We start from the raw sequence: 24,689 nt of genomic DNA, 5'->3' as shown, positions 1-24,689 counted from the left end.
GCGCCGACCGGGCGCCACGGGATCGCGGGCGCTCGGAAAGGCCCCCACGTTGGCCCCGCGCGGGCGGGCGGGCGGTTCGGCCGCCGCGCCCTTCCGCGTGGTCCCTGCCGGCCCCCTGCGCCTCAGTCCTCGAAGGCCTCGGCGTGGCCCTTGGCCAGGAGGAGGTACATCTCCGCGTTGAGGCGGATGCCCGCCTGCTCCTCCTCCGTCAGCGGGCGCCGCACCTTGGCCGGGACCCCGGCCACCAGCGAACCCGGGGGGATCTCCATCCCCTGCGGGACGAGCGCCTGCGCGGCGATCAGCGAACCGGCGCCCACCCGGGCCCCGTTGAGGACCGTGGCGCCCATGCCGACCAGGACGTCGTCCTCGATCGTGCACCCGTGGACGGTCGCGTTGTGGCCGACCGTCACCCGGTCGCCGATCGTGACCGGGAAGCCGGGGTCGACGTGGACGGTGCAGTTGTCCTGGATGTTCGAGTCCTCGCCGATGACGACGGGACCGCAGTCCGCCCGGAGCACGGCGTGGTACCAGACGCTGGCGCGCGCCCCCAGCGTGACGTCACCGAGTACGACGGAGGTCGGCGCGGTGAAGGCGGTCGGATGGACCTGCGGTTCCTTGCCGCCCACGCCCTTGATCAACGCCTCGGTCATCGTTCGCTCCTGATCGCTCGTGGTCCCTGATGGTTGCGTCACGCCCTGCGGGGCAATCTAGCCGCGCCCCATGACGGACATCACAGGGCACCCCCCCTGATCAGGTACGACGGCGACGACTACCGTGTCCGGGTGCCCAGGAACAGAAACACGTTCTCATCCGTGACCGCCTGGCGGCGCCGCGTCCTCGCCCGGGTCGTGCAGGGCGGGTGGCGCTGGGTGCAGGAGACCGGGGCCGTGACCGCCGAGCGCCCCGGGCGACTGCGCTTCCGGCGCCTCGGGGCGGGTACCCGGCTCGCGTTCCCGCAGGGCACGGTCTTCGGCGAGGCGTGGATCGAGATCGGCGAGCACTGCATCATCGCCGAGCAGGTCACGCTCACCGCCGGGATGCTCCCCGGGCTCGACCTCGGTGAGGACACGGTCCTGACCCTCGGCGACGGTGTGGTCCTCGGCCGGGGCAGCCACGTCATCGCCGACACCCGGGTGACCATCGGCTCGGACACGTACTGCGGACCGTACGTCTACATCACCTCGACCAACCACAGTTACGACGACCCCGACGAGCCGGTCGGCCGGCAGTGGCCGCGCTCCGAGCCGGTCGAGATCGGCCGGGGCTGCTGGCTGGGCACGGGGGCCGTGATCCTGCCGGGGGCCCGGCTCGGCCGCAACGTGGTGGTCGCGGCGGGCGCTGTCGTACGCGGCGAGGTGCCCGACCACTCGGTGGTGGCCGGTGCCCCCGCGAAGGTGGTACGCAGCTGGGACCCGGACCTCGGCTGGCAGCCGCCGCTGAGGACGCCGGCCCCCGTGCCGATCCCCGACGACCTGACGCCCGAGCAACTCGCCGGGCTCGCGCAGCTGGACCTGACGGAGAGCTGAGCGGGCCCTGACGGGCGGCCGACAGCCGTCCGCCGTCAGCCCGTCGCGAGGAGGACCGTGCCGACCAGAGCGAGGCCGGCACCCGCCGCCTGGACCGCGCGCAGCCGTTCCTTCAGGACTCCGCGCGCGGCGAGCGCCGTGACCACCGGGTAGAGGTTGGCGAGCACGGCGGCGACGGTCACCGGGCCGTTCTGCGCCGCGATCGAATACGTACCGTTGGCGGCGACGTCCGCGAGGCCGACGAAGGCGAGCGCGGGGAGGGCCGCCCAGACGACCTTCATGCCGCCGCCCCCCTCGGGCACCGCCCGTCCGCCCCGCTGCACCGACACCCACAGCGCGCCGCCGCCCACCGCCACGTTGGTCACCCGCTGGACGAACAGGGCGAGGAACAGGCCGGTCAGCGTCGAGGAGGCCTCGGCGATCAGCGCCATGACCGAGCCGAAGCCGAAGGCCGCGACCAGGGTGAGGAGCACGGCCTGGCGCTGCACGGGCGCGCCGCGCAGCTCGGGCCCACCGGCGAGGACGATGCCGACGACCGCCACGCCGATCCCGGCGAACTGGAGGAGGCCGGGCCGGTCGCCGATGAGCAGACCGATCGAGACGGGCACGACGACGCCGAGCGAGCCCAGCGGGGAGACCACGCCCATGGGGCCGAGCGCGAGAGCCTTGTAGAAGGCGAGCATCGCCACCGGACCGACGACGCCCGCCGCGACGGCGAACCAGAGCTGGGGTCCCGCCTCGGACCAGGCGCCCGTGGCGACCACGATCGCGCCGAGGATGACGACCGCGATGATCTGCGAGACGACGACGACCGTCAGGGCGGGCATCCGCCGGGTCAGCAGCCCGCCGCCGAAGTCGGCCAGGCCCCAGAGCAGGGCGGTGGCCAGGGCGAACAGCGCAGTCATGGATCCTCGCAGGGTGGCGGTCTCGCAGTACAGTGCGGTGGACAGCTGGTACACCGCGGTAGACCCCACCGTAGTTCAGTCTGTTGGACTCTGTCATCCAGAATATTGGACGGAATGTGTCGGACCTCGATCAGCTCACGCAGTCGCTCGCGCGGAATCTGAAGCGGTGGCGCAATGAACGCGGTTTCACGCTGGACGCGCTCGCCGCCCGGGCCGGCGTCAGCCGCGGCATGATCATCCAGATCGAGCAGGCCCGGACGAACCCCAGCGTGGGCACCACCGTGAAGCTCGCGGACGCGCTCGGCGTCTCGATCACCACCCTCCTCGACTACGAGCAGGGCCCTCACGTCCGACTGGTCCCGCCCGACCAGGCCGTCCGTATGTGGTCCACCTCCACCGGCAGCCACACCACCCTGCTCGCCGGCACCGAGGCCCGCGGCCCGCTGGAGCTCTGGGCCTGGACGCTGATGCCGGGCGACGGCAGCGCGTCCGACCCGCACCCCGACGGCACGACCGAGCTGCTGCACGTGACGGCCGGCGAGCTCACCCTCGTCGTGGAGGGCGAGGAGCACCGCATCCCGGCCGGCACCTCCGCCGTCTTCGAGGCCAACGTGCCGCACGCGTACCGCAACGAGGGCGCGGAGCAGGTCGAGATGACCATGGCCGTCTCCATCCCGCCCGTACGCTGAGACGCCCAACACCGCCCCCGCCGACTGTTGTTAGCGTGCACGGCATGCGCGCACCCATCGGAGACTTCGACAACGCCGTACCCGCCCCCGCCTGCCTGGACCGGCTCACCGAACCGGTCGCCGCCGCCGTACGCGCCTGGCAGGGCACCGTCCCGGCGGAGCAGCTGCTGTACGTCGACACCGACCCCGAGATCGCCGACACGGCGGTCTTCGTCGAGCACCACGGCCGTGACCTGCTCGACACGTCGGCGAACTGCGTGATCGTCGCCGGGAAGAGGGGCGAGGAGACGACCCTGGCCGCGTGCGTGGTGCGCTCGGCGACCCGGGTCGACGTGAACGGCGTGGTCCGCCGTCATCTGGGAGCGCGCAAGGCGAGCTTCGCGCCGATGGAGACCGCGACCGCCGAGAGCGGCATGGAGTACGGCGGCATCACACCGATCGGCCTCCCTGCCGACTGGCCCCTCCTCGTCGACGCGGCGGTCGTCGACACCACCTGGGTCCTCATCGGCAGCGGTCGGCGCCGAGGCAAACTGATCGTCCCGGGCAAGGCCCTCGCCGAACTCCCCGGAGTCGTCGTCCTGGAGGGCCTGGGCGTCAGCTGATCCCCGGCCGGGGGCCGAGCAGCGGAATCTCGATGGCCGGGCAACGGTCCATGACCATGTCGAGCCCGGCCTCACGGGTCCGCGCGTACGCCTCCTCGTCGATCACACCGAGCTGGAACCACACCGCCTTCGCCCCGACGCCGACCGCCTCGTCGGCGACCTGCCCGGCGAGCTCGCTGTTCACGAACACGTCGACCACGTCCACCGGGAACGGGATGTCGGCGAGCGAGGCGTACCCCTGCTCGCCGTGGACCGTCTCCGCCTTCGGGTGCACCGGAACGATCCGCTTGCCGTAACGCTGAAGCACCGCCGCGACGCCGTAGGCCGCGCGCCGCTCGTTCGAGGAGAGCCCGACGACGGCCCAGGTGTCGCCGTGCTCCTCGAGGATCCTGCGGACCGTTTCCGTCTCGCTGCGCACTCTCAACCTCCGGTCGGTGGGGACGGACACTCGTGGAGGGAGAACGAGCGCGGACGGCGTGGGATTCCCGCCGCGGCGCTCCCCGGACCGGCTGTACGGAGGGGTCGGCTCTGCGGCTCGCGAGCCCCGGTGATCGGTCGGAGCGGACCGGGGGTGACAGGGGCGCGTGCCAGGGCGCATAGGGTGGCGGAATGCAGGAGCAGTACCGCACCATCGCCCGCGAGGGTGTGCACGAGACCGAGATCAACCGCTCGCGCTTCCTCTGCGCACTGGCACCGGTGGCGACCGAGCAGGAGGCGCAGGACTTCGTCGCGCGCGTCCGCAAGGAGCACCCGACCGCCAGCCACAACTGCTTCGCCTACGTCATCGGCGCCGACGCCTCCGTGCAGAAGGCGAGCGACGACGGCGAACCCGGCGGCACGGCCGGCGTCCCCATGCTCCAGATGCTCCTGCGGCGCGAGGTGCGCTACGTCGCCGCCGTCGTCACCCGCTACTACGGCGGCGTGAAGCTCGGCGCGGGCGGCCTGATCCGGGCGTACGGCGGTGTGGTGGGCGAGGCGCTGGACGCACTCGGCACCCTCACCCGGCAGCGCTACCGCCTCGCCACCGTGACCGTCGACCACCAGCGCGCGGGCAAGCTGGAGAACGACCTGCGGGCGACGGGCCGGAACGTACGCGACGTGCGGTACGGCGAGGCCGTCGCCCTGGAGATCGGACTCCCGGACGCCGACGTCGAGGCCTTCCGGGCCTGGCTCGCGGACGTGACCGCCGGCACCGCGAGCCTGGAACTGGGCGGCGAGGCGTACGGCGATGCGTGACCGGCCGACCCTCGGGATACCCCGTTCCTCCGAAGCCGCGTCCGATGTCCGACCCCACCGATACGCTCCTCGATCATGAGGTTCCTGCATACGTCGGACTGGCACCTGGGGCGGTCGTTCCACCGGGTGAGCCTGCTCGACGCCCAGACGGCGTTCCTGGACCACCTCGTGGCGACGGTGCGCGAGCGGGACGTGGACGCGGTCCTGGTCGCCGGGGACGTCTACGACCGGGCCGTGCCGCCGCTCTCCGCCGTCGAGCTCTTCGACAGAGCCCTGCACCGGCTCGCCGACGCCGGGGTGCCCACGGTCATGATCTCCGGCAACCACGACTCGGCCCGCCGACTCGGCGTCGGCGCCGGGCTCATCGAGCGGGCCGGTATCCACCTCCGGACGGACCCCGCCGGGGTCGGCACCCCCGTCGTGCTCGCCGACGCCCACGGAGAGGTCGCGCTCTACGGCCTGCCGTATCTGGAACCGGCCCTCGTACGTGAGCGGCTGGGCGCCGCGAAGGCCGGGCACGAGGAGGTGCTCTCCGCCGCCATGGACCGCGTCCGCGCCGACCTCGCCGCCCGCCCCGCCGGTACCCGCTCGGTCGTCCTCGCGCACGCCTTCGTCGCGGGCGGCGAGGTGAGCGACAGCGAGCGGGACATCACCGTCGGCGGTGTCGCCGCCGTGCCCGCCGGGGTCTTCGACGGCGTCGACTACGTGGCCCTCGGCCATCTGCACGGCAGCCAGACCGTCGCCCCGCGCGTCCGCTACTCCGGCTCGCCCCTCGCGTACTCCTTCTCCGAGGTCCACCACCGCAAGACCATGTGGCTGATCGACCTCGGGCCGGACGGCGGGATCGAGGCGGCCGAGCGCGTCGACTGCCCCGTGCCCCGCTCCCTCGCCCGGATCCGCGGCCGCCTCGACGACCTGCTGGCCGACCCCGCCCACGCGCGCCACGAGGAGTCCTGGGTCGAGGCGACGCTCACCGACACGGTGCGGCCCGCCGAGCCCATGGCCCGGCTCGCCGAGCGCTTCCCGCACGTCCTGAACCTGGTCTTCGAGCCCGAGCGCGCCGAGAGCGACCCGTCCGCCTCGTACGCCCAGCGGCTCCGCGACCGCAGCGACCAGCAGATCGCGGAGGACTTCGTGGCCCATGTACGCGGCGGCGCGGGACCCGACGCCACCGAACGGACCGTGCTGTACGGCGCCTTCGACGACGTACGGGTGGACGCGGCGGCGACGGAGCGCGAGGTGGGCGCCCGGTGAGACTCCACCGCCTCTCCGTCACCGCCTTCGGCCCCTTCGGCGCCACCCAGGAGATCGACTTCGACGCGCTCTCCGCCGCGGGCGTCTTCCTGCTCCACGGCCCCACCGGCGCGGGCAAGACCTCCGTCCTCGATGCCGTCTGCTACGCCCTGTACGGAGCCGTGCCCGGCGCCCGGCAGTCGCCGGGGACCTCGCTCCGCAGCGACCACGCGCCGGCCGGCACGTACACCGAGGTCACCCTCGAACTGACCGTGGGGAAGCGGCGGTTGGAGATCACCCGGCGGCCCGCCCAGCCGCGTCCGAAGAAGCGCGGCGGCGGTTTCACGACGGAGAAGGCCCAGAGCTGGCTGCGCGAGTACGACGCCGGCACGGGCGAGTGGGCCGCGCTCAGCCGCTCCCACCAGGAGATCGGCGAGGAGATCACCCAGCTCGTCGGCATGAGCCGCGAGCAGTTCTGCCAGGTCGTGCTCCTGCCGCAGGGCGACTTCGCGCGCTTCCTGCGGGCGGACGCGGAGGCACGCGGCAAGCTGCTCGGACGGCTCTTCGACACCCGCAGGTTCGCCGCCGTCGAGGAACGCCTCGCCGATCTGCGGCGCGCCGCCGAGCAGCAGGTACGGGAAGGGGACGAGCGGCTGCTCGCGCTCGCCCACCGGACGGCGCAGGTCGCCGGCGGTCAAGTTGTCGACGAGCGGCCGGGCGAACCCGGACTCGCCCAGGCCGTCCTGACCCAGGCGGCCATCGCCCGCTCCGAGGCCCGCGAGGCCCTCGACATCGCCGACGCGGCGGTCTCGGCCGCCGAGTCCCGGCAGGCCGCCGCCCGCCGGGCGCTCGACGGGGAGCGGGACCTCGCTGCCCGTCAGGCGCGGTACGAGGAGACCCGGCGCCGCCAGGAGGCGCTGGAGGCGGGCCGGCCCGAGCGGGACCGCGTGCAGGCGGTGCTCGACCGCTCGCGCAAGGCCGACCTTGTGGCCCCCGCCCTTGCCCTGCGCGCCGACGCGGAGCGCGACCACGCCACGGCCCGGACGGCACGGGAGCGGAGCCTCGGCCTGCTGCCCCCCGAGCTGGCCGGCGCGGGCGCGGAGCAGCTGTCCGCCCTGGAGCGGAAGCTGAGCGAGGAGTTGGGCGGCCTGGAGTCCGCCCGGCGGGCGGAGCGGCGCGGCGCCGAGATCGCGCGGGAGCGCGCGGAACTGGCGCGGCAGGCCCGCGCCGACGAGGACGTGCTCCAGGACGCGGGCGGCTGGCTCAGCGGCTGGGAGTCCCGCCGGGCCGAGCTGGCGAACCGCATCGAAGCCGCCCAGGAGGCCGCCGCGCGCGCCGAACACCTCGCGGGCCGTCTCGAACCGGCCCGTCGCCGGCTGGCCGCCGCGCGCCGCAGGGACGCGCTCGCCGAGCAGACGGCCACCGCCGAGTCACGCCTGACGGCCGTGCGCGAGCGCCGCAACGAAGCCCACGAGAGTTGGCTCGACGTCAAGTCCCGCCGCCTCCAGGGCATCGCCGCCGAACTGGCCGCCGCCCTCACCCCCGGCGACCCCTGCCAGGTCTGCGGCTCCGCCGACCATCCGGCCCCGGCGCGCACGGGCGCCGACCACGTCGACCGGGCCACGGAGGACGCCGCGTACGCGGCCTTCACCCGCGCGGAGGAGGACCGTACGGCGGCGGAGCGCGACACGGCCGCCACCGCGGAGGCGTGGGCGGCGGCACGCGCGGAGGTCCAGGAGGGCACCGACCTCGACGCCGAACCGACCGTCGGCGCACTCGCCGCGGAGGTCGAGGAGCTGGGGCGCCTGCACGCCGAGGCGCATGCGCTCGCCGCCCAGACGCACGGTGCGCGGGAGGCTTTGGCGCGGGCCGAGCGCGAGTACGAGAGCCGGGTGGCGGCGCAGCGCGACGCCGAGCGGCGTGTTGCCGCGCGGACCTCCCAGCGGGAGGCGCTCGACCGGGAGCAGACGGCCCTGGACGCCGAAGTGGCCCGGGGCCGCGGCGAGTCCGCGAGCGTCGCCGAGCAGGCCTCACGGCTGGAGCGGAAGATCTCCATCCTGATCGACGCCGTCGAGACCGTGCGCGCCGTGGAGCTCACCGCCCAGCGCCTGAAGGAGGCCGACGACCGGCTCGCCGACGCCGCGTTCCGCGCCGGGTTCGACACCCCCGCCGAGGCCTCCGCCGCGCTCCTGCACGACGGCGAGCACCGCGCGCTCCAGCACCGACTCGACGCCTGGCAGGCGGAGGCCGCCGCCGTCGCCGACCGGCTCGCCGAGCCGGAGACCCGGGCCGCCGCCGAACGCCCGCCCGCCGACCTCGAGGCCGCCGAAGCGGCCCACACCGCCGCCGAACGCGCCCTGCGCGAGGCCACCTCGGCCCTCGCCGCCGTCCGTGAGCGCGGCGCCGAACTGGCCCGGCTCTCCCGCAAGGCCGACACCGAGGCCCGCCGCCTCGGGCCGCTGCGCGAGGAGTACGACCGCGTCGCGCGGCTCGCCGGTCTGACCGCCGGCACCTCGGCGGAGAACGAACGGAAGATGCGCCTGGAGTCCTACGTCCTCGCCGCCCGGCTCGAACAGGTCGCGGCCGCGGCCACGGCCCGGCTCCAGCGGATGTCCTCCGGCCGCTACACCCTCGTCCACTCCGACGCCCGCTCCGGCGGCAAGCGGGCCGGCCTCGGTCTGCACGTCGTCGACGCCTGGACGGGCAACGAGCGGGACACCGCGACCCTCTCCGGAGGCGAGACCTTCTTCGCCTCGCTGGCCCTCGCCCTCGGCCTCGCCGACGTCGTCACCGACGAGGCCGGCGGCGTCCGGCTGGACACCCTCTTCATCGACGAGGGCTTCGGCAGCCTGGACGACCAGACCCTCGACGAGGTCCTGGACGTCCTCGACTCCCTGCGCGAACGGGACCGCAGCGTCGGCATCGTCAGCCACGTCGCCGACCTGCGCCGCCGGATCCCGGCGCAGCTGGAGGTCGTCAAGGAGCGGCACGGCTCGGCCGTGAAGCTCCGTACGGGAGCCGGGGTCAGCGGCTGATCGCGCGGCGGGGGAGGGGCGAGGAGTACACCACGCTCGTCGTCACCGAACCCAGCGTGCCCACCTTTCCGGAGACCTCCTCCAGGTGCTTCATGGACCGGGTGGCCACCTTCAGGACGAAGCAGTCGTCGCCGGTCACGTGGTGCGCCTCCAGGACCTCCGGGGTGGACGCGACCAGGTCGTGGAACGGCTTGTAGTTGCCGTTCGGGTAGCGCAGCCGGACGAAGGCGAGGATCGGCAGCCCGAGCCGCTCCGGGTCGATGACGGCCGCGTAACCCGTGATCACCCCGGCCTCCTCCAGCCTGCGGACCCGCTCGGTCACGGCGGAGGCCGACATGGACACGGCGCGGGCCAGCTCGGTGAAGCTGGCCCGGCCCTGGCTCTGCAGGGCGTCGAGGATGCGCCAGTCGGTGGCGTCCGGGGTGTATCCGGTCATGGCGGTCATGACCGAGATGGTGCAGGGGAATCCCCGGGCGATCAAGCGATCCCCGGGGAGTTCTCACCGTCCGGAACGTGGTGCGGCCGGAAGGTCCTGCCTGGTCAGAGCCGCGAGATCTCCTCCACGAGGTCGTCCAGGCCCAGCGGGCCCTGCGACAGCGCCGCCATGTGCCAGGCCTTCGCGTCGAAGGCGTCACCGTGCGCGGCCCGCGCGTTCTCGCGGCCGAGCAGCCAGGCCCGCTCGCCCAGCTTGTAGCCGATCGCCTGCCCCGGCATAGAGAGATAGCGGGTCATCTCGCTCTCGATGAACGCCGGCGGCCGGCTGCTGTGCCGCTGGAAGAACTCCTGGGCCAGCTCGGGGGTCCACTGCTCGCCGGGGTGGAACGGCGAGTCCGCCGGGATCTCCAGCCGCAGGTGCATGCCGATGTCGACGATCACGCGGCAGGCCCGCATCATCTGCGCGTCCAGGTAGCCCAGGCGCCGCTCGGCGTCGGGCAGGAAGCCCAGCTCGTCCATCAGCCGCTCCGCGTAGAGCGCCCAGCCCTCCGCGTTGGCGCTGACGCCGCCGATCGTCGCCTGGTAGCGGGAGAGCTGGTCGGCGACGTGCACCCACTGGGCGATCTGAAGGTGGTGACCCGGCACACCCTCGTGGTACCAGGTCGACACCAGGTCGTACACCGGGAAGCGGGTCTGGCCGTCGACCGGCAGCCAGGTGCGGCCGGGACGGGAGAAGTCCTCCGACGGGCCGGTGTAGTACGGGGCGGCGGCGCCGCCCGGCGGGGCGATGTGCGACTCCACCTTCCGTACCCGCTCGGCGAGTTCGAAGTGGGTGCCGTCCAGCGCCTCGATCGCCTCGTCCATCAGGTTCTGCAGCCAGACCCGTACCTCCTCGACGCCCTCGATGTGGGTGCCGTGGACGTCGAGGTGGGCGAGCGCCTCCCACGGGCCGGAGCCGGGCAGGATGCGGTCCGCCTCGGTGCGCATCTCGGCGAGGAGGCGGTGGTACTCGGACCAGCCGTACGCGTACGCCTGGTCGAGGTCCAGGTCGGTGCCGTTGAAGTACCGCGACCAGCGCTGGTACCGCTCGCGGCCCACCGTGTCGGGCGCGCCCGCGACGGCGGGGACGTACACGTCGCGCATCCAGTCCCGCAGGGCGACGACCGCCTCGGTGGCGCCCCGGGCGGCCGAGGCCAGTTCCGTCCGCAGGTCGGGGCGGAGGGACTCCGGCCCCGTGGCCGCGAACTCCTCGAACCAGCCCCGGCCCTCGGCGTCGTCCCCGCCCGCCCACTCCGTCAGCTGGCCGATGAACGTGGTGGTCGCGCGGGGCCCGCCCAGGAGCTTGCGCTCCAGGCCCAGAGCGAGGGAGGCGCGGTAGCCGTCGAGCGCCGCCGGGACCCCGCGCAGCCGCCGAGCGACGGCCTCCCAGTCCTCCTCGGTCTCGGTCGACGCCACGGTGAACACCATCCGCACGCTGTGCGCGGGGGACCGCATGTTGCTGACCGTGCAGAGGCCCTCGTCGGCCTCGTGGACGGCGAGTTCGGCCGTCAGCCGCTCCCGCAGCAGCCGGGCGCAGCGCCGTTCGGCGTCGCTGTCCGCGCCCGGGAGCCGCTCGGCCTCGTCGAGCCGGGCGAGGGTGCGGCGGGCGAGTTCGGCCACCGCCTCCTGACCGGCCGGGGAGAAGTCGGGGAGGAGGCCGGCACTCGCTTCGACTCCCAGGTATGTACCGGTGATCGGGTCGAGTTCGATGAGTGCGTCGACGTAGCTGTCGGCGACCTGGCGGGGCAGCGGGCTGCTGGAAGTCTCTGGCATGGGGGTCATCCTCGTGCCTGCACGGTCCTCGCGTCATCCTCAATCGATCTCATGAGGCTGACAAATGAGCGCCCGGCGAGAGGGCCCAGAGGCCTCCGGGGAGAGGGTCCGCCGGAGGTCTACGCGGGTCACCGAGGGCTTGCGCTCGGTGGACGGGCCGAACAGTTCGCGCCGGTACGGGTACGTCCTGACCGGCCGCCGAGCAATGGGCCCCTGGCCGAGTTTGGCCGGATCCCATCGGCGACGGTTCCCCGGCGGGCCCGGGGGCGCCCTGCCCACCTCGGTGGTGAGGTGGCGGACGGCGTCCCGGGCGCCGTTGCCCGGGAGGCGCCGGCCGGGCGGCGGAGAGGGGGCGGATTGGCCGGGTGGGGTGCGAGGGATTCGGCCAACTGGCGTGTGCCGTCAGCGTTCGCCCAGCGGCAGCCGGTGGCGCGTGGCTGCCGGTGCCGGGGCGAGGCGGGCGGTGATGACGAGGGTGCCCTCCTCGATCTGGTAGTCGAGCGGGAGGTTCAGGGCCCGCATCGCGGCCACCATGCCGGTGTTGGACGACTGCGTCACGGCGTAGACGCTCTCGCAGCCGGCCTCGACGGCCATCGCGACCAGCCGGCCGAGGAGTTCGGCGCCGATGCCCCGGCGCTGCCAGTCGTCCTCGACCATCAGGGCGACCTCCGTCTCGTCGCCGTCCCAGAGCAGATGGCCGAGGGCGACGAGTCGGCCGGAGGCCGTCTGCACGGCGAGGGTGCGGCCGAAGCGCGGGCTCAGGAGGTGGTCGAGGTAGCGGTCCGCGTCACCGACCGGGCCGTGGTACCGGAGGGCGAGCGTCCGGGGGGAGCAGCGGTCGTGCATGGCGCGGGCGGCCACGAGGTCGCGCTGGTCGGCGCGGCGGACGGTGATCTCGTTGCCCTCGGGCAGGGTGAGGACGTCCTGGCTGCGCGGGATGCGCGGGCCGAGGCGGGCGTCGAGCTCGACCAGCGCCCGGGCGCGGGCGAACTCGGTCGGCGTGAAGGGCAGATGGGGCCGCTCGATGGTGAGGACGCCGCCGTTCGGGTCGCGCAGGCGCATCACCGTCTCCTCCAGGACGCCCTCGACGGGGGCGGTCTCGCCGGTGGGGCGGCCGCTCAGGGAGACGGCGGGCAGGGAGTGGATGCGGCAGCGGCCGAGGAGCTGGCGCAGGGCGAGCGGGAGTTCGGCCGCGTCGAGCGCGGTCCGGGTGGCGAGGCCCAGGAGGCGGGTGGGGGTGTCCACCAGGTCGTGGGCGTCGGCGCGCTCGGTCCAGGTGTTCCGGCCGCCGGCCGCGGCGATCTCCCGGGTGAGCTCGCCCGCCTGGAGGCCGGCGGGGGCGCGCAGCAGGAATTCGTCGACGGTGCCCTCGGCGAGCGGGTGGGTCTGCAGGGTCAGGATGTCGACCCCGTTGCGGGCCAGGGCCGTGCACAGCGCGGCGAGGCTGCCCGGGGTGTCGCGGACCGTGGTCCGCATCCGCCAGAGGGTCGTCTCGACGGGGCCGTCGGACGCGTCGTCGTGCGCGGGGGTTTCGGTGGCCGGCGGCAGCGGGGTGGACCCGCTGCCGCCGGGATCACCGGCGGGTGGTGCATGGCTGTGGCGCCTGGCCCACCAGGTGTGGAAGGTCGCCGTGGCGATCAGCGCGATCGCGGAGAAGACGAGCATGTACGGGCCCTCGGCACCGCGGACGACGGTCTTGGCGACCGTGTCGGCCACCACCACGGCCGTGAAGAGGGCGGCGAGTTCGATGAGATCCCGCCGCCAGTGGTGGCGGCGGCGGGCGGACTTCGCGGACGTCACATCGGTCATGACCTCACTGTGACCCAACGGTGTTGCGTGATCACGAACGCTTTGTGACTGATGGGTTAAGCGCCGATCTGGGGGTTTACTGGTCGTTTTCGACTGGTTGTGTCGTGCCCTGACCGGCCCCGGTGGCATGTCCTTCCGAGTCGGCCCGGAGCGCCCTCCGTAGCCGCCCGGCCTGGACGACGAGTTGCGAGGAACCGCGCCGGTCCGCCACCGCGTCCAGCCCCGGTATCGGCTCGCCGCCTCCCGACCGCTCGCCCTCGGACAGCCCGCTCCCGGACCGCTCCACGCAGTCCGCCGCGACGGCCAGGAGCTCGCCGAGGCCGCGTACCGGCTTCTCGGAGGTGAGCAACGACGGCAGCAGCGGTGCGAGGACGGACCAGGCAGTCCCGTACGCGCCCGTGGCCGCCGCAGTACGCGCCGCGTCCGCGAGCCGGGTGGGCTTGACCGACCCCTCGCCGATCAGGCCGGTCAGCGAAGCGCCCAGCATGTGCGGATCCAGATCGCCGCGTGCGGCCAGGACGAGCAGCGTGTCCACGGCGGTCAACCGGTCCTCCGCGTGCCGGCAGCCGAGCGCGAGGGCCAGGGCGAGGTGGGTCGACTCGCCGACCGGCCCGTCCGCCTCGGCCAGGGCCGTCAGGCCCCAGGTGACTCCGCGCTCCTCCCAGTCGACCCCGCCGGCGAGGGCGGGCAGCAGCCACGCCGCCAGCGTCTCCCGGTCGTCCGGCAGGACGCCCGGCCAGTGCGGCCTGTGCGGGAACCAGCGGTGGCAGGGGTGGGCGGCCTCGGGCTCCACGCCGCCCAGCCGGCGGAAGGCGGGCGGGAACTCGTCCCGTACGGCCCGGCGCTCGCGGAGCTTCAGGACGATCCGGTCGGCCAGCCGCCGGGCGCCCTGCTGCGCGTTCCGCTCGCGGGGGACGAACCGGAGGCCCGGGGCGAGGGAGGCCTTCTCCGTCAGCCAGTCGGCGAGCCGCTCCCCGGCCCGGGTACCCAGTGCGGCGGAGTCGGCGGCCGCCCCGGCTGCCGACGGGTCGCCCTTGCGGACCCGCAGCAGGGCCTGCGCGAAGTCGGTGGGCGCCGGATCGATGCCCGCGTCCCGATAGGCGCGCAACCGCTCCACCAGCGCGGACGGCTCGATCGCTCCGGTGTGCCAGGTGGGAGCGGCGAGCAGGAACGGCAACCGCTCCGTGCCGACGAGCGCCGCCACCTCCCACAGACGGGCGTCGACGACCGCGTCCAGGGCCTCGTGCGCGCACGAGGAGGGGGCATGCCCGCGCACCCGGCCGGCGTGCAGGCGGGACGGCCGCACCCGGCCCATGACCGCCGCCGCCACCACGTCCACGCCGTACGTCCCGTGGGCGAACGGGTCCCCCACGTGGACCTCCCCGCTCGCCCACCAGGCGTCCGCGAAGGCCTCGGTCAGGGCCGCCGTCAGCTGCTCACGATCACGGTGCGCATGGCGGACGAGCCCGTCGAGCACCCGCTCGAACTCCTCCGGCGCGGCTTCCGGACGCCTGTGCGAGACGGCCACCAGATCCGCGACCAGCTCCGCGACCGTGGCCGGCGGACCCGCCACCCGCCTCAGCTCGGGCACGGGCGGCAGCGTCTCCTCATAAGGCAGGTCGTCCACGAGCTCCGTGGTGCCGAACAGCTCCTCGGCCACCTGCCGATGCATCGGGCTCAGCGCGGCTGCGGCCCCTGCCAGTTCTTCCCGTACCTGCTCGTCCACCTTCGGCAGGTACCGTCCGACGAGCTTCAGGGCCCGCTCCTGGATCCCGGTGTCCTCATGGCCGAACGCGTCCGCGACGACCGGCAGCAGCTCCGCCGCCGCGCCGGGTTCTTTCCGCAACTCCTTCGTCAGAAGCGTCAGTTGGGCCCGGACGAGCTTCTTCTCCGTACGGAACAGCACCGGGGCGGACATCTCCGCCAGCTCCGGCGTCGACAGCTCGCCCCCGGCGGCGAGGCCCGCCAGGACCTCCTGTGCGTACGCGGCGACCGGCGACGGCGCGTCGGCGGCCATGCCGATCCAGTCCGCCGTCCGGCCACGCCGCTCCTCGGGCGTCGGATCGAGGAGCTGGAGCAGCGCCAGCGGGAACCGCAGGTCCCGGGGCCGGCCACCGCGCAGCAGCCGGGCGACACAGCCGTCCACCATCGACGCACGGTCGAGCACGCCCTCCGCGGTGAGCGTCACCAGCGCCGTCGGCCAGTGCGTGGGCGCCTCCGGGCCGACGGACCAGGTCAGCCGGTCCGGGGTCTCGGTCATGTCCAGGATCCGGGGCGCCAGTACCGGCGTCTGCGGGTCGGCGCGCAGGTCCTCCACGAGCCGCCGTCCGGTGATCGCGCGGGTCCAGCCGAGGACGTAGCCGTCGGTCGTCGGGACGGCGCAGCCGGAGCGCACGACCAGTTCGCGCACGAGCCCGTACTCGTTCTCCGCCACCGCCGGCCGCTCGGCGAGGCGCTGCGCCACGTCGCCCAGCCACTCCGTGTCCCGGTCGACCAGCACCTCCAGGACCTGCGAGGTCGTCGTCCGGCCCCAGTCGGAGAGGTCCCGGCCGGCGATCCAGGCGGCGGCGGCCGCCGCGCCCGTGTGGCACCCCGCCCCGGCGATCCGCAACGCCTTCTGGATCGGGACCTGTTCGTTCCAGCGGTCCCAGCCCCAGCGGCGGACCTCGGTCCGCAGGGCCTTCAGCTCCGCGAGGGCCGACTTCCGCCCGCCGGGCCCCAGCTCCTTGAGCAGCCCGGGAACGGCCTCGCACTTGCCCGCCCGGACGGCCACCAGCAGGTCCTTCACCACGGTCTCCTCGCCGCTGATCGTGCCCGTCCTCATCGCACACCTCCGGCGGCCACGAGGCCGTCGACCGTCCCGGCCACGGCACCGCGCCGGGCCATCCGCACCGCGAGCGCGTGCTTGCACGGGCCTCGGCGGCCCCGGTAGTCCGCCCACCACTGGCAGGTGCAGCTCAGCACCTTGCCCGACTCCCGCACCTGGTAGCGGCGTTCGCCCGAGGCCACCGTCGCGAGATCCCCGTCGAGGGCCACCGCCCCCTCCGCGACCAGGGCACGCGCCGCCACGAGCCGGGGATTGTGCCGCTCCGCGCGGTCCGCGTCGTACGGCAGCTCCCGGTGGAAGTAGGCCGCGTCGGCCACGTCGTACCCGACCCGTCCGGCGGTGCCCAGCCGGGTCAGCGCCGCCCGCACCCGGTCCACCGGAAGGCCCGACCGCTCGCCCAGCTCGGCCGGGTCGATCTTCGGCTCCCAGGCCAGCAGCACCGAGATCAGCTCGGCGTCCTGCGCGGCCTCCTCCGTCGCCAGGGCCTCCAGGACGCCGCCCTCGCCGGAGAAACCGCGCGCGGAGTCGGGCGAGAGGGTGAGCGTCAGACGCATCCCGGGCAGCGTCACCTCCCAGGCGCTCGCGGTGGCGACGCCGTCCGGCACCGGCCCGTACACCCGCAGCGCCGTCGCGTGCCGCAGCACCCGCTCCAGGGCCACCAGCCGGTCGGGCCCCGGAAGACAGACCGCCCCCGGAACCGGGCGGGTCGTCGGCCGCAGGGTCCGCCCCGCCTGGACCACCCAGAGCGGCGCACGCCGGCCCGTCGCCTGCGAGCGCGGCAGCGAGCGCAGGAACCGCACCGCCTCCGGGCCCGTCAGCTCCGCCCGCAGATCGAAGCCGGCCGAGGCCACCTGGGCCTCCGCGAAACCGCGCAGCCAGCGGTCCGGCAGGGGAACCTTCTTCTCCACCACCGCGCCCGCGAGCGTCGTCACGGCCAGCTCCTCCGGCCCGACCGTCAGGTGCAGCGGATCGCTGCCGGTCATGCGCGACAGGGCCTCGCGGAGCGGGTTGTTGACGTCGACGTTCGTCGTGCCGTGGCTGGTCTCGGCGCCGTCGAGGCCCTCGCTGAGCACGTCGAGCCGGGCGTAGACCCCGCCGCAGCCGGAGAACGACTCGAACCGCAGCCGGTCGCCGTTCCCCGTCACGACCGGGTCCAGGGAGCCCGGCCGTATCCGCTGGTGGTAACGGGCGGCCGCCACGTCCGCCACGGCCAGCAGACCCCGCGCGGCCACCTGCGGGGACGTCAGGAAACCGCTGAAGAACCGGGGATGGGCCTCGGCCCCCGAGGGCGTCAGGCCCCCGGAGGTCTCCAGACCGAGGAGCCGCCCGTCCCCGGAGGAGCGCAGGGCGGACGGGCGTGAGTAGGCGAGCGCCTGTACGGATCGCGTCATGGGAAAAACGCTAGGACCCACCACTGACAATCGGCCCCGGCCACCTCCCGGGGGACGCGCGAGGCGTTGCTACTGGCCGACCCGGCCCGGCTGGAGCACCTTGCTGAACAGGACCGTTCCGCCCTCCGCGCGCAGCCGGACCGTCAACTCCCCGCTCCCACCGTCGATGTCGACCTCGCCGAAGTACTGTGGCGACTCCATCGGCGACAGGTTCGCCCGCTCCGGCGCCCGGACGAAGACCTGCTCGGGACCGAACGTGGCGTCGAGAGCGTTCGCGGGGAAGCCGCCGGCGGCCAGCGGCCCCGAGACGAACTCCCAGAACGGCGCGAAGTCCTTGAAGGCTGCGCGCTCCGGCGCGTAGTGCTGCGCCGAGGTGTAGTGCACGTCGGCGGTCAGCCACAGCGTGCCGGTGATCCGGCGGTGCTTGACGAACCGCAGCAGCTCCGCGATCTGCAGCTCCCGGCCGAGCGGCGCGCCCGGATCGCCCTGGGCGATCGCCTCGATGTTCGCCGCGCCGTCCGGGACGACGAGGCCCAGCGGCATGTCCGCCGCGAGCACCTTCCACACCGCGCGCGAGCGGCTCAGCTCCCGCTTGAGCCAGGCCAGCTGCTCCGCGCCGAGGATGCCCTCGGTGTCGTCGGCCTGCCGGCCGGGCGAGTTGGCGTTCCGGTAGGAGCGCATGTCCAGGACGAAGACGTCGAGCAGCGGCCCGTGGCGCACCACCCGGTGCATCCGGCCCCCGGTGGAGGGGGCGTCACCGCGCGCGTGGAGGGTCGACACCGGGAAGTACTCGGCGAAGGCGCGGGAGGCGCGCGCGGCGAGGACGTCCACGTTCTTCTCGGTGTAGCGGGCGTCGTCCAGGATCTGGCCGGGGTACCAGTTGTTGCGCACCTCGTGGTCGTCCCACTGCACGATCGAGGGGACTTGCGCGTTGAACGCCCGCACGTTGTGGTCGAGCAGGTTGTACCGGAACTGGCCGCGGTACTCGTCCAGGGTCTCGGCGACCTTCGCCTTCTCCGGGGTGGTGACGTTTCGCCAGACCCGGCCGTCGGGCAGTGTGACGCTCGGCTGGAGGGGGCCGTCCGCGTAGACCGTGTCGCCGCTGCAGAGGAAGAAGTCCGGGTTCAGCCGGCGCATCTCCTCGAAGGCGCGGAAGCCGCCGATGTCGGGGTTGATGCCCCAGCCCTGTCCGGCGATGTCGCCCGACCAGAGGAAGCGCACCCCGTCCCGCCGGCGGGCCGGAGCGGTACGGAACGTGCCGACGATCCGTTCGCCCGTACGGCGCGGGTCGTCCGGGTCCGCGAGCGTGACCCGGTAGTGGATCTGCTCGCCCGCCGGCAGGCCGCGCAGCGCCGTCGTCCCGGTGAAGTCGCTGCCGGGGCCGAGCAGCGGCCCGTGGTGGCGGTGCGTACGGCGGAACGACTCGCTCGCCGACGTCTCCACGATCATCCGGGCCGGCCGGTCCGAACGGACCCACACCAGCCCCGAGGAGGCGGTGACGTCGCCCGTCTGCACGCCCCAGGCGGCCCGGGGGCGGCCCGACAGCGCGAGCGCGGGGGCGGCGGAGCCGACGACTCCGCCGCCGAGGGCGAGCGCCGCCGAGGCGGCCAGGGAGCCGCGCAGCACGCTGCGGCGGGCAGGGGTCGGGCCGGGGTCGGAGTGGGACATCGAAGCGCCTCCAAATGCGGTGCGGGCCGGGTTCGTTGAACCGTCCATGCCTAACGGCCCGGGGCGGCGCGCACACGAACCCGGGGTGAACACCCCGAACCCGCCCCCCGTTCGGCCCCTGCCCACCTCGTCCGCCCCGCGCCCCCGTCAGCCCGCCGGCCGGGCGGCGGCCCCGCGCCCCTACCCGCCCCCGCCCCCTACCCGCCCGCTACCCCTCCGCCCCGCAGGCACCCGCCGCGAGGTGGACGCCGCGTGCGATCTCGGACGGGGTCAGGTGGGCGTAGCCGAGGACCAGGCGGACGGCGCCGTCCGTCGGCCGGGACGTGCCGTACTCCTCCAGCGGGCGCAGCGCCACCCCGGCGGACGCTGCGCGTTCCACGAACCGCGCCGGGGGGCCGTAGCGCGGCTCCACGCGCGCGATGATGTGCAGCCCGGCCGCGATCCCGCTCACCGTCGTCCCGGGGAAGGCCTCCTCGAGAGCCGCCACCAGGGCGTCCCGCCGTTCCCGGTACGCGCGCCGGCAGCGGCGCAGGTGCCGGTCGTAGGCGCCGCGCGTCACGAACTCGGCCAGCAGCGCCTGGTCCAGGGCCGGGTTCCCGAGGTCCATCGTCCGCTTGCGCTCCACGACCTCCGCGAGCAGCTCGCGCGGTACGAGCATCCAGCCGAGCCGCAGCCCCGGCGCGAGCGACTTGCTCACCGACCCGGTGTAGACGACCCGCTCCGGATCGAGGCCCTGGAGCGCGCCCACCGGAGCCCGGTCGTAACGGAAGTCGCCGTCGTAGTCGTCCTCCAGGACGTAGCCGTCCACCGCCCGCGCCCAGTCCAGGAGCGCGGCCCGGCGCCCCGCCGAGTACGCGATGCCGGTCGGGAAGTGGTGCGAGGGCGTCGTGACCACCGCCCGTACCCCCGACGCGGCCAGCGGACCGGGCAGCAGCCCCTCCTCGTCCACCGGCAGCCACAGCGTCTCCACGCCGGTGGCGGCGAACAGCCGGCCGTGCTCCGGGCTGCCCGGGTCCTCGATCCCCACCGTGCGCTCCCCGCGTGCCCGCAGCACGAAACCGAGCAGCGTCGACGCCTGCGCCACCCCCGAACAGACCACCAGGCGCTCCGGGTCGGCCACCACGCCGCGCCGCCGTGCGAGCATCCCGGCGAGCGCGGTCCGCAGCTCCGGAAGGCCGCGCGGATCCGGGTAGCCGAGCGCCCGGTGGGGGAGAGTGGACAGCACCGACCGCTGGGCCGCCGCCCAGGCCGCGCGCGGGAAGAGCGCGAGATCGGGAGTTCCGGGGCGGAAGTCCACCTGGACACCTGGCGCGCGCGGCGCCAGGTCCCGTACCGTCCGGCCTCTCGCGGCCCGCGCCGTCTCCCCGACCCAGGTGCCCGAACCGCGGTCGCTGCGCAGGTACCCCTCGGCGGTCAGCTGCTCGTACGCCTCCGTCACGAGCCCGCGCGAGACCCCCAGATCGGCCGCGAGTTCGCGGCTCGACGGCAGCCGCGTCCCCGCCGTCAGCCGCCCCGTGCGCACCGCGTCACGCAGCGCCTCCTGGAGCGCCCGGCCGCGCCCCCTGGCCGGGGCGGCGGCCGCCGGGAGCAGCAGTTCCCAGGCAGCCGACGGCGCCGGACGACGCCCGCCCTCCCGCGACGCGTGCGAAGTGGTCCCCGAAGACGTCATGGAAGTGGACCTTAATCCGGACCGGCCCGCTTTCTAGCGTCGGGACCATGAACGCGAACTCCTTGCGAGGAGCCCTCCTCGTGACCGTCGCCTACGCGCTCGTAGGCGCCTCCTTCACCGCCAACAGCCTTCTGGGCGACTATCCGTACGCGGGCGGCCAGGCCCTGCGCTACGGCGCCGCGTGCCTCCTCCTGCTCCCCCTGCTCGGGGCCGGCGGCCTCGCCCCGCTTCGTGCGCTGGGCGCCCGGGGCTGGGCCCGGCTGGCCGCCCTGGCGGCCGTCGGCATGGTCGGCTTCAACCTCGCGGTCCTCGCCGCGGAACGTACCGCCGAACCCGCCGTCCCCGGTGTCCTCGTCGGCTGCGCCCCGGTGGTCGTGGCCGTGCTCGTCCCGCTCCTGGAGGGGCGCACGCCGTCCCGGCCGGTGCTCCACGGCGCGCTGCTCGTCGCCGCCGGGGCCTTCACCGTCCAGGGGTGGGGCCGTACCGACCTGGCCGGCCTCTCCTACTCCGTAGGAGCACTCGCGGGCGAGGTCGGGTTCACCGTCCTCGCCGTGCCGGTCCTGCGCCCGCTCGGGCCGAAGCTCCTGACGGCGGCCGTCTGCGGGATCGCGGCGGTGGAGTCGGCGCTGCTCGGGCTGGTCGTGGACGGTGGGGCGTTCCTGCGGGTGCCGACGGCCGTGGAGACGGGCGCGCTGGTGTGGCAGGCCGTCCTCGCCACGGTCGTCGGGTTCGTGCTCTTCTACATGGGAGTCCAGCGGGTCGGCATGGAGCGGGCCACCCTCTTCACCGGAGCGATCCCGGTGGCCGCCGCCCTGACGGCCGCGCTGGTCGCGACCGGCGGCTTCGGCCTCCCGCAGGCTGCCGGCAGCGTTCTCGTCGGCGCCGGAGCGGCCCTCGGGACCGGCCTGTTCACCCGCCGGAAGGCCTCAGCGCCGGCGTCAGCGACTGCTCCCGTCGAGGATCACCCGCGCGACGAGAGCCGGGTCGTCGCTCATGGGAACGTGCCCGCAGCCGGGCAGCCGCACGAGCCGGGCCCCGGGGACGGTGCGCTTGGCCCGCACGCCCTGGCGGCGAAGGAGCAGCCGGTCCTGGGTGCCCCAGGCGACGGTCACGGGCACGGCGGTGACGTCGTCGCCGAACAGGACGGTCCGGCCGGCCTCCAGGGTCTCGCGGAAGCCGGTGGCCTCCCGCAGCGCGAGCGTCTCGGCGACCACCGCCTCGGGTGAACGGCGCCCGGGGCGGGCGTAGATGGTGCTCGTCAGCGCCGTGCGCCCGGCGGCGGTGCGCGACAGTCGCTCGATCAGCGGCACGGGCATGGACAGCGCGGCCGCCCGCATCGCGCGCAAGGCCCCGAAGGCGTACCGGCGTTCGCCCTCCGACCAGAAACCGGCCGGGGAGAGCGCGGTGACCGACCGCACCAGCTTCTCCCGGCCGAGCGCCAGGGCGAGCAGTCCGCCGAGGGAGTTGCCCGCCACGTGCGGCCGTTCGAAGTCGAGAGCCGCGCAGAAGGCGCCGAGGACCGGGACGACCGTCGACAGGTCGTAGGCGCAGCCGTCGGGCAGCGCGGGGGAGGTTCCGAACCCGGGCAGGTCGACGGCGACGACGTCGCGTTCGGTGGCGAGGATGTCGAGCACCGGCTCCCAGGCCTGCCAGTGGTGGCCGATGCCGTGCAGCAGCAGGAGCGGCTCGCCCGCGCCCCTGCGTTCGTACGTCACGGAGGACGTGCGCGGACCCCCGGGGGTCTCGAACGAGAACGAGATCTGTGCGGACATACGCGCGCTCCTTGACTTAGACACCCTGTCAGCAAGAATTACCGCTCAGTAGCTACGAGTTCAAGGGCCCGACCGAAACGGAACTGGACAGGGCCCGGGCCCGTCGGCTGGGATGGGGGAGTGGTGACCGACACGCTGACCGACGTCTTCCAGGAACACCGGCCCATGCTCCACGGCGTGGCCTACCGCATGCTCGGCCGCGCCGCCGACGCCGAGGACGTGGTCCAGGACGCGTGGCTGCGCTGGACCGCCGCCGATCGCGAGGAGGTCCGCGAGCCGCGCGCGTATCTCGTACGGATCACCACCCGGCTCGCCCTCGACCGGCTCCGCCAGGTCCAGGCCCGCCGCGAGTCCTACGTCGGCCCCTGGCTGCCCGAACCCGTCGTCACCGACTTCGGGCCCTCCGTCCCCGACACCGCCGAGCAGGCCCTGCTCGCCGACTCCGTCTCGCTCGCCGTCCTCGTCGTCCTCGAATCCCTCTCGCCGCTGGAGCGCGCGGTCTTCGTCCTCAGGGAGGCCTTCGGCTTCCCGTACGCGGAGATCGCCACCGCGCTCGACCGCTCGGAGGCCGCCGTCCGCCAGCTCGCGGGCCGTGCGCGCCGCCACGTCGACGAGGGCAGGCCCCGCTACGACGTCGACCCCGCCGAACGCCGCGACCTCACCGAGCGGTTCCTCGCGGCCGCGGCCGGCGGTGACCTGGACGGGCTGCTGGCCCTGCTCGCGCCGGACGTACGGCTCGTCGGCGACAGCGGAGGCAAGACGAAGGCGCCGCTGCGCGTCATCGACAGCGCGGACAAGGTCGGCCGCTTCCTCCTCGCCGTCACCTACGGCTCCGAGATCGCCTACGAGCCCCGGTTCACGGAGGTCAACGGCGGTCCCGGCGTGCTCGTCCTCGTCGACGGCAAGCCGGACTCGGTCTTCCAGATCGAGGTGCGCGACGGACGCATCCAGTGCGTGTACATCGTCCGCAACCCCGACAAGCTCCACGCGGTGGCCGTCGACGCGCGCTGAGCCGAGCCGACCGCCTGCCCCGCTTCCGACCGCCTGCCCCGCCTCCGACCGGAGGCGGGGCACTTTGCTGCGCAGGCCACACATCGGTGCGAACGTCCTGTGAACGATCTACGCCAGACGCCCGCATTCGGGGGCATCCGGGCGAGGATTGGTCTTGACCAAGGGGGTGGGCCGCCTTATGGTCGCAGAGATAGTGCAGGAACCTTTAATAAACAAGGGCGCGGAAAACCGCAGCGGTACACGGCGAATGCGGAGGATCAGGGTGGGGACCACGCAGCTGGAATCGGTGCCGGAGCCGAAGTACTGGCACCTCAAGACCGTGATCGGTGAGGCGCTCGACTCCGACTTCGCAGTCGGCGAGATCCTGCCCAACGAGCGGGAACTGGCCGCGCGCTTCGGCGTCGCCCGGGCCACGCTCCGTCAGGCCCTGGAGCAGCTGGAGCTGGAGGGCCGCCTTCAGCGCCGCCGCGGCGTCGGCACGACCGTCGCCCCGCCGCGTGTGGGCGTCGACGTCTCCACGACCCAGCACGTCTGGCCCGGTGTCTCGGAGGAGACCTGGCAGTCCATGGACTCCGCCTTCGACACGGCCCCCCCGGCCGTCGCGCGGATCCTGGAGCTCTCTCCCGACGAGCAGGTGCACGTCGTGCGCCGCCTGCGCGTCACGCAGGGCCAGCCCGTCGCCGCCGAGCTGCTGTACGTGCCGTCCGGCTCGGTCCCCGAGCTGACCGCCGTCGACGCTCCGACCGGCCCCGCCGGTGCCCGCGGCGTCCTGCGTGAACTCCACCGCCTCGCCCTCGACGGCCAGGACCGTTCCGTGGAGCTCGGCTCGGCCCGCGCGGACGACGCCAAGGAACTGGACCGCCTCCCGGGCGCCCCGGTCCTCGTCGTCACGACCCGTTACCTCTCCGAGGGCCGCACGGCCGCGGTCTCCGTCGCCACGTACCGCGCCGACACCTGCCGCCTCACCTTCGGTGACTCCGGCGACCTGGTGATGGCCTCCTGACGGCCCCGCCGCCCCACACCCGTAGCGCGGACGAGCCCGGACGGGCCTGCCACGGCAGGCCCGTCC

19 protein-coding genes and 1 pseudogene are annotated in these 24,689 nt (G+C 74.3%); 9 read left to right on the top strand and 11 right to left on the bottom strand.

Annotated elements, in window-relative coordinates; translation table 11 throughout:
• Positions 1–122 precede the first annotated feature (122 nt).
• The gene (locus ACWF79_RS33180) at positions 123–650 is read right to left on the bottom strand and encodes a gamma carbonic anhydrase family protein (protein WP_453731900.1); all 528 of its coding nucleotides are present in this window, start codon (positions 648–650) and stop codon (positions 123–125) included.
• A 132-nt stretch (positions 651–782) separates the two neighbouring features.
• Here ACWF79_RS33180 and ACWF79_RS33175 point away from each other — a divergent pair, with 132 nt between their 5' ends.
• A complete protein-coding gene (locus tag ACWF79_RS33175; protein ID WP_453731899.1) occupies positions 783–1,526 on the top strand; it encodes an acyltransferase in 744 nt (247 codons plus the stop codon).
• Between the two features lie 35 nt (positions 1,527–1,561).
• Here ACWF79_RS33175 and ACWF79_RS33170 read toward each other — a convergent pair whose 3' ends face one another.
• The gene (locus ACWF79_RS33170; RefSeq protein WP_453731898.1) at positions 1,562–2,431 is read right to left on the bottom strand and encodes an EamA family transporter; all 870 of its coding nucleotides are present in this window, start codon (positions 2,429–2,431) and stop codon (positions 1,562–1,564) included.
• A gap of 116 nt (positions 2,432–2,547) precedes the next feature.
• On the opposite strand from ACWF79_RS33170, the gene ACWF79_RS33165 reads away from it, so the two are divergent.
• Both ACWF79_RS33165 and ACWF79_RS33160 read left to right on the top strand, forming a co-directional pair.
• Complete coding sequence (locus ACWF79_RS33165) at positions 2,548–3,120, top strand: helix-turn-helix domain-containing protein (RefSeq protein WP_453731897.1); 573 nt, start codon at positions 2,548–2,550, stop codon at positions 3,118–3,120.
• Between the two features lie 44 nt (positions 3,121–3,164).
• Positions 3,165–3,722, top strand: coding sequence for a YbaK/EbsC family protein (locus ACWF79_RS33160; protein WP_453731896.1), 558 nt, complete (start codon positions 3,165–3,167; stop codon positions 3,720–3,722).
• Here the strand turns inward: ACWF79_RS33160 and ACWF79_RS33155 are convergent.
• Positions 3,715–4,140: a CoA-binding protein gene (locus ACWF79_RS33155; protein WP_453731895.1), complete on the bottom strand. Its 426-nt coding sequence runs from the start codon at positions 4,138–4,140 to the stop codon at positions 3,715–3,717. The two genes, ACWF79_RS33160 and ACWF79_RS33155, sit on opposite strands and share 8 nt — an antisense overlap.
• 191 nt (positions 4,141–4,331) lie before the next feature.
• On the opposite strand from ACWF79_RS33155, the gene ACWF79_RS33150 reads away from it, so the two are divergent.
• The 3 genes from ACWF79_RS33150 to ACWF79_RS33140 all read left to right on the top strand — a co-directional run bounded on the left by ACWF79_RS33150 (position 4,332) and on the right by ACWF79_RS33140 (position 9,226).
• The gene (locus ACWF79_RS33150; RefSeq protein ID WP_453731894.1) at positions 4,332–4,958 is read left to right on the top strand and encodes a YigZ family protein; all 627 of its coding nucleotides are present in this window, start codon (positions 4,332–4,334) and stop codon (positions 4,956–4,958) included.
• A 75-nt stretch (positions 4,959–5,033) separates the two neighbouring features.
• Positions 5,034–6,212, top strand: a complete 1,179-nt coding sequence (locus tag ACWF79_RS33145) for an exonuclease SbcCD subunit D (RefSeq protein ID WP_453731893.1) — start codon at positions 5,034–5,036, stop codon at positions 6,210–6,212.
• Positions 6,209–9,226, top strand: coding sequence for an AAA family ATPase (locus tag ACWF79_RS33140; protein ID WP_453731892.1), 3,018 nt, complete (start codon positions 6,209–6,211; stop codon positions 9,224–9,226). The genes ACWF79_RS33145 and ACWF79_RS33140 overlap by 4 nt, the downstream gene beginning before the upstream one ends.
• On the opposite strand, the gene ACWF79_RS33135 is transcribed toward ACWF79_RS33140, so the two are convergent.
• From ACWF79_RS33135 to pdxR, 7 genes are all read right to left on the bottom strand, one after another.
• Positions 9,216–9,662 (bottom strand): Lrp/AsnC family transcriptional regulator, encoded by a 447-nt coding sequence (locus ACWF79_RS33135; protein ID WP_453731901.1) that lies wholly within the window; start codon positions 9,660–9,662, stop codon positions 9,216–9,218. The two genes, ACWF79_RS33140 and ACWF79_RS33135, sit on opposite strands and share 11 nt — an antisense overlap.
• Before the next feature lie 104 nt (positions 9,663–9,766).
• Positions 9,767–11,473 carry a DUF885 domain-containing protein gene (locus ACWF79_RS33130; protein WP_453731891.1) on the bottom strand — a complete coding sequence of 569 codons (1,707 nt, stop codon included), beginning with the start codon at positions 11,471–11,473 and terminating at the stop codon, positions 9,767–9,769.
• Positions 11,474–11,875: 402 nt separating this feature from the next.
• Positions 11,876–13,282: a GNAT family N-acetyltransferase gene (locus ACWF79_RS33125; RefSeq protein ID WP_453731890.1), complete on the bottom strand. Its 1,407-nt coding sequence runs from the start codon at positions 13,280–13,282 to the stop codon at positions 11,876–11,878.
• Positions 13,283–13,358: 76 nt separating this feature from the next.
• A complete protein-coding gene (locus ACWF79_RS33120) occupies positions 13,359–16,106 on the bottom strand; it encodes a DUF7824 domain-containing protein (protein WP_453731889.1) in 2,748 nt (915 codons plus the stop codon).
• On the bottom strand, positions 16,103–17,500 hold the full coding sequence (locus ACWF79_RS33115) for an SWIM zinc finger family protein (protein ID WP_453731888.1): 1,398 nt from the start codon (positions 17,498–17,500) through the stop codon (positions 16,103–16,105). The genes ACWF79_RS33120 and ACWF79_RS33115 overlap by 4 nt, the downstream gene beginning before the upstream one ends.
• Positions 17,501–17,569: 69 nt before the next feature.
• Positions 17,570–19,168 carry an alkaline phosphatase D family protein gene (locus ACWF79_RS33110; protein ID WP_453731887.1) on the bottom strand — a complete coding sequence of 533 codons (1,599 nt, stop codon included), beginning with the start codon at positions 19,166–19,168 and terminating at the stop codon, positions 17,570–17,572.
• A gap of 208 nt (positions 19,169–19,376) precedes the next feature.
• Entirely contained in the window at positions 19,377–20,837 is a 1,461-nt protein-coding gene (pdxR, locus tag ACWF79_RS33105) for a MocR-like pyridoxine biosynthesis transcription factor PdxR (RefSeq protein WP_453731886.1), read from the bottom strand.
• 47 nt (positions 20,838–20,884) lie between these two features.
• Here pdxR and ACWF79_RS33100 point away from each other — a divergent pair.
• A pseudogene (locus tag ACWF79_RS33100) lies at positions 20,885–21,289 on the top strand (EamA family transporter); the annotation flags it as partial.
• 486 nt (positions 21,290–21,775) lie between these two features.
• On the opposite strand, the gene ACWF79_RS33095 reads toward ACWF79_RS33100, so the two are convergent.
• Positions 21,776–22,609, bottom strand: a complete 834-nt coding sequence (locus tag ACWF79_RS33095; protein WP_453731885.1) for an alpha/beta fold hydrolase — start codon at positions 22,607–22,609, stop codon at positions 21,776–21,778.
• Between the two features lie 120 nt (positions 22,610–22,729).
• On the opposite strand from ACWF79_RS33095, the gene ACWF79_RS33090 reads away from it, so the two are divergent.
• Together ACWF79_RS33090 and ACWF79_RS33085 are read left to right on the top strand one after the other, a co-directional pair.
• Positions 22,730–23,620 (top strand): RNA polymerase sigma-70 factor, encoded by an 891-nt coding sequence (locus ACWF79_RS33090; RefSeq protein WP_453731884.1) that lies wholly within the window; start codon positions 22,730–22,732, stop codon positions 23,618–23,620.
• Positions 23,621–23,882: 262 nt separating this feature from the next.
• Positions 23,883–24,623 (top strand): GntR family transcriptional regulator, encoded by a 741-nt coding sequence (locus tag ACWF79_RS33085; RefSeq protein ID WP_453731883.1) that lies wholly within the window; start codon positions 23,883–23,885, stop codon positions 24,621–24,623.
• Positions 24,624–24,689: the final 66 nt, after the last annotated feature.

It is taken from the genome of Streptomyces sp. NPDC054975 (assembly GCF_053609105.1).
This window is presented reverse-complemented; position numbering and strand designations above follow the sequence as displayed.

Excerpts from the sequence above, each read along its gene's own strand:
- ACWF79_RS33180 (WP_453731900.1), bottom strand. The coding sequence starts at position 650 with ATGACCGAGGCGTTGATCAAGGGCGTGGGCGGCAAGGAACCGCAGGTC.
- ACWF79_RS33170 (WP_453731898.1), bottom strand. The coding sequence starts at position 2,431 with ATGACTGCGCTGTTCGCCCTGGCCACCGCCCTGCTCTGGGGCCTGGCC.
- ACWF79_RS33160 (WP_453731896.1), top strand. The coding sequence starts at position 3,165 with ATGCGCGCACCCATCGGAGACTTCGACAACGCCGTACCCGCCCCCGCC.
- ACWF79_RS33150 (WP_453731894.1), top strand. The coding sequence starts at position 4,332 with ATGCAGGAGCAGTACCGCACCATCGCCCGCGAGGGTGTGCACGAGACC.
- ACWF79_RS33145 (WP_453731893.1), top strand. The coding sequence starts at position 5,034 with ATGAGGTTCCTGCATACGTCGGACTGGCACCTGGGGCGGTCGTTCCAC.
- ACWF79_RS33135 (WP_453731901.1), bottom strand. The coding sequence starts at position 9,662 with ATGACCGGATACACCCCGGACGCCACCGACTGGCGCATCCTCGACGCC.
- ACWF79_RS33130 (WP_453731891.1), bottom strand. The coding sequence starts at position 11,473 with ATGCCAGAGACTTCCAGCAGCCCGCTGCCCCGCCAGGTCGCCGACAGC.
- ACWF79_RS33125 (WP_453731890.1), bottom strand. The coding sequence starts at position 13,282 with ATGACCGATGTGACGTCCGCGAAGTCCGCCCGCCGCCGCCACCACTGG.
- ACWF79_RS33120 (WP_453731889.1), bottom strand. The coding sequence starts at position 16,106 with ATGAGGACGGGCACGATCAGCGGCGAGGAGACCGTGGTGAAGGACCTG.
- ACWF79_RS33115 (WP_453731888.1), bottom strand. The coding sequence starts at position 17,500 with ATGACGCGATCCGTACAGGCGCTCGCCTACTCACGCCCGTCCGCCCTG.
- ACWF79_RS33110 (WP_453731887.1), bottom strand. The coding sequence starts at position 19,168 with ATGTCCCACTCCGACCCCGGCCCGACCCCTGCCCGCCGCAGCGTGCTG.
- pdxR (WP_453731886.1), bottom strand. The coding sequence starts at position 20,837 with ATGACGTCTTCGGGGACCACTTCGCACGCGTCGCGGGAGGGCGGGCGT.
- ACWF79_RS33095 (WP_453731885.1), bottom strand. The coding sequence starts at position 22,609 with ATGTCCGCACAGATCTCGTTCTCGTTCGAGACCCCCGGGGGTCCGCGC.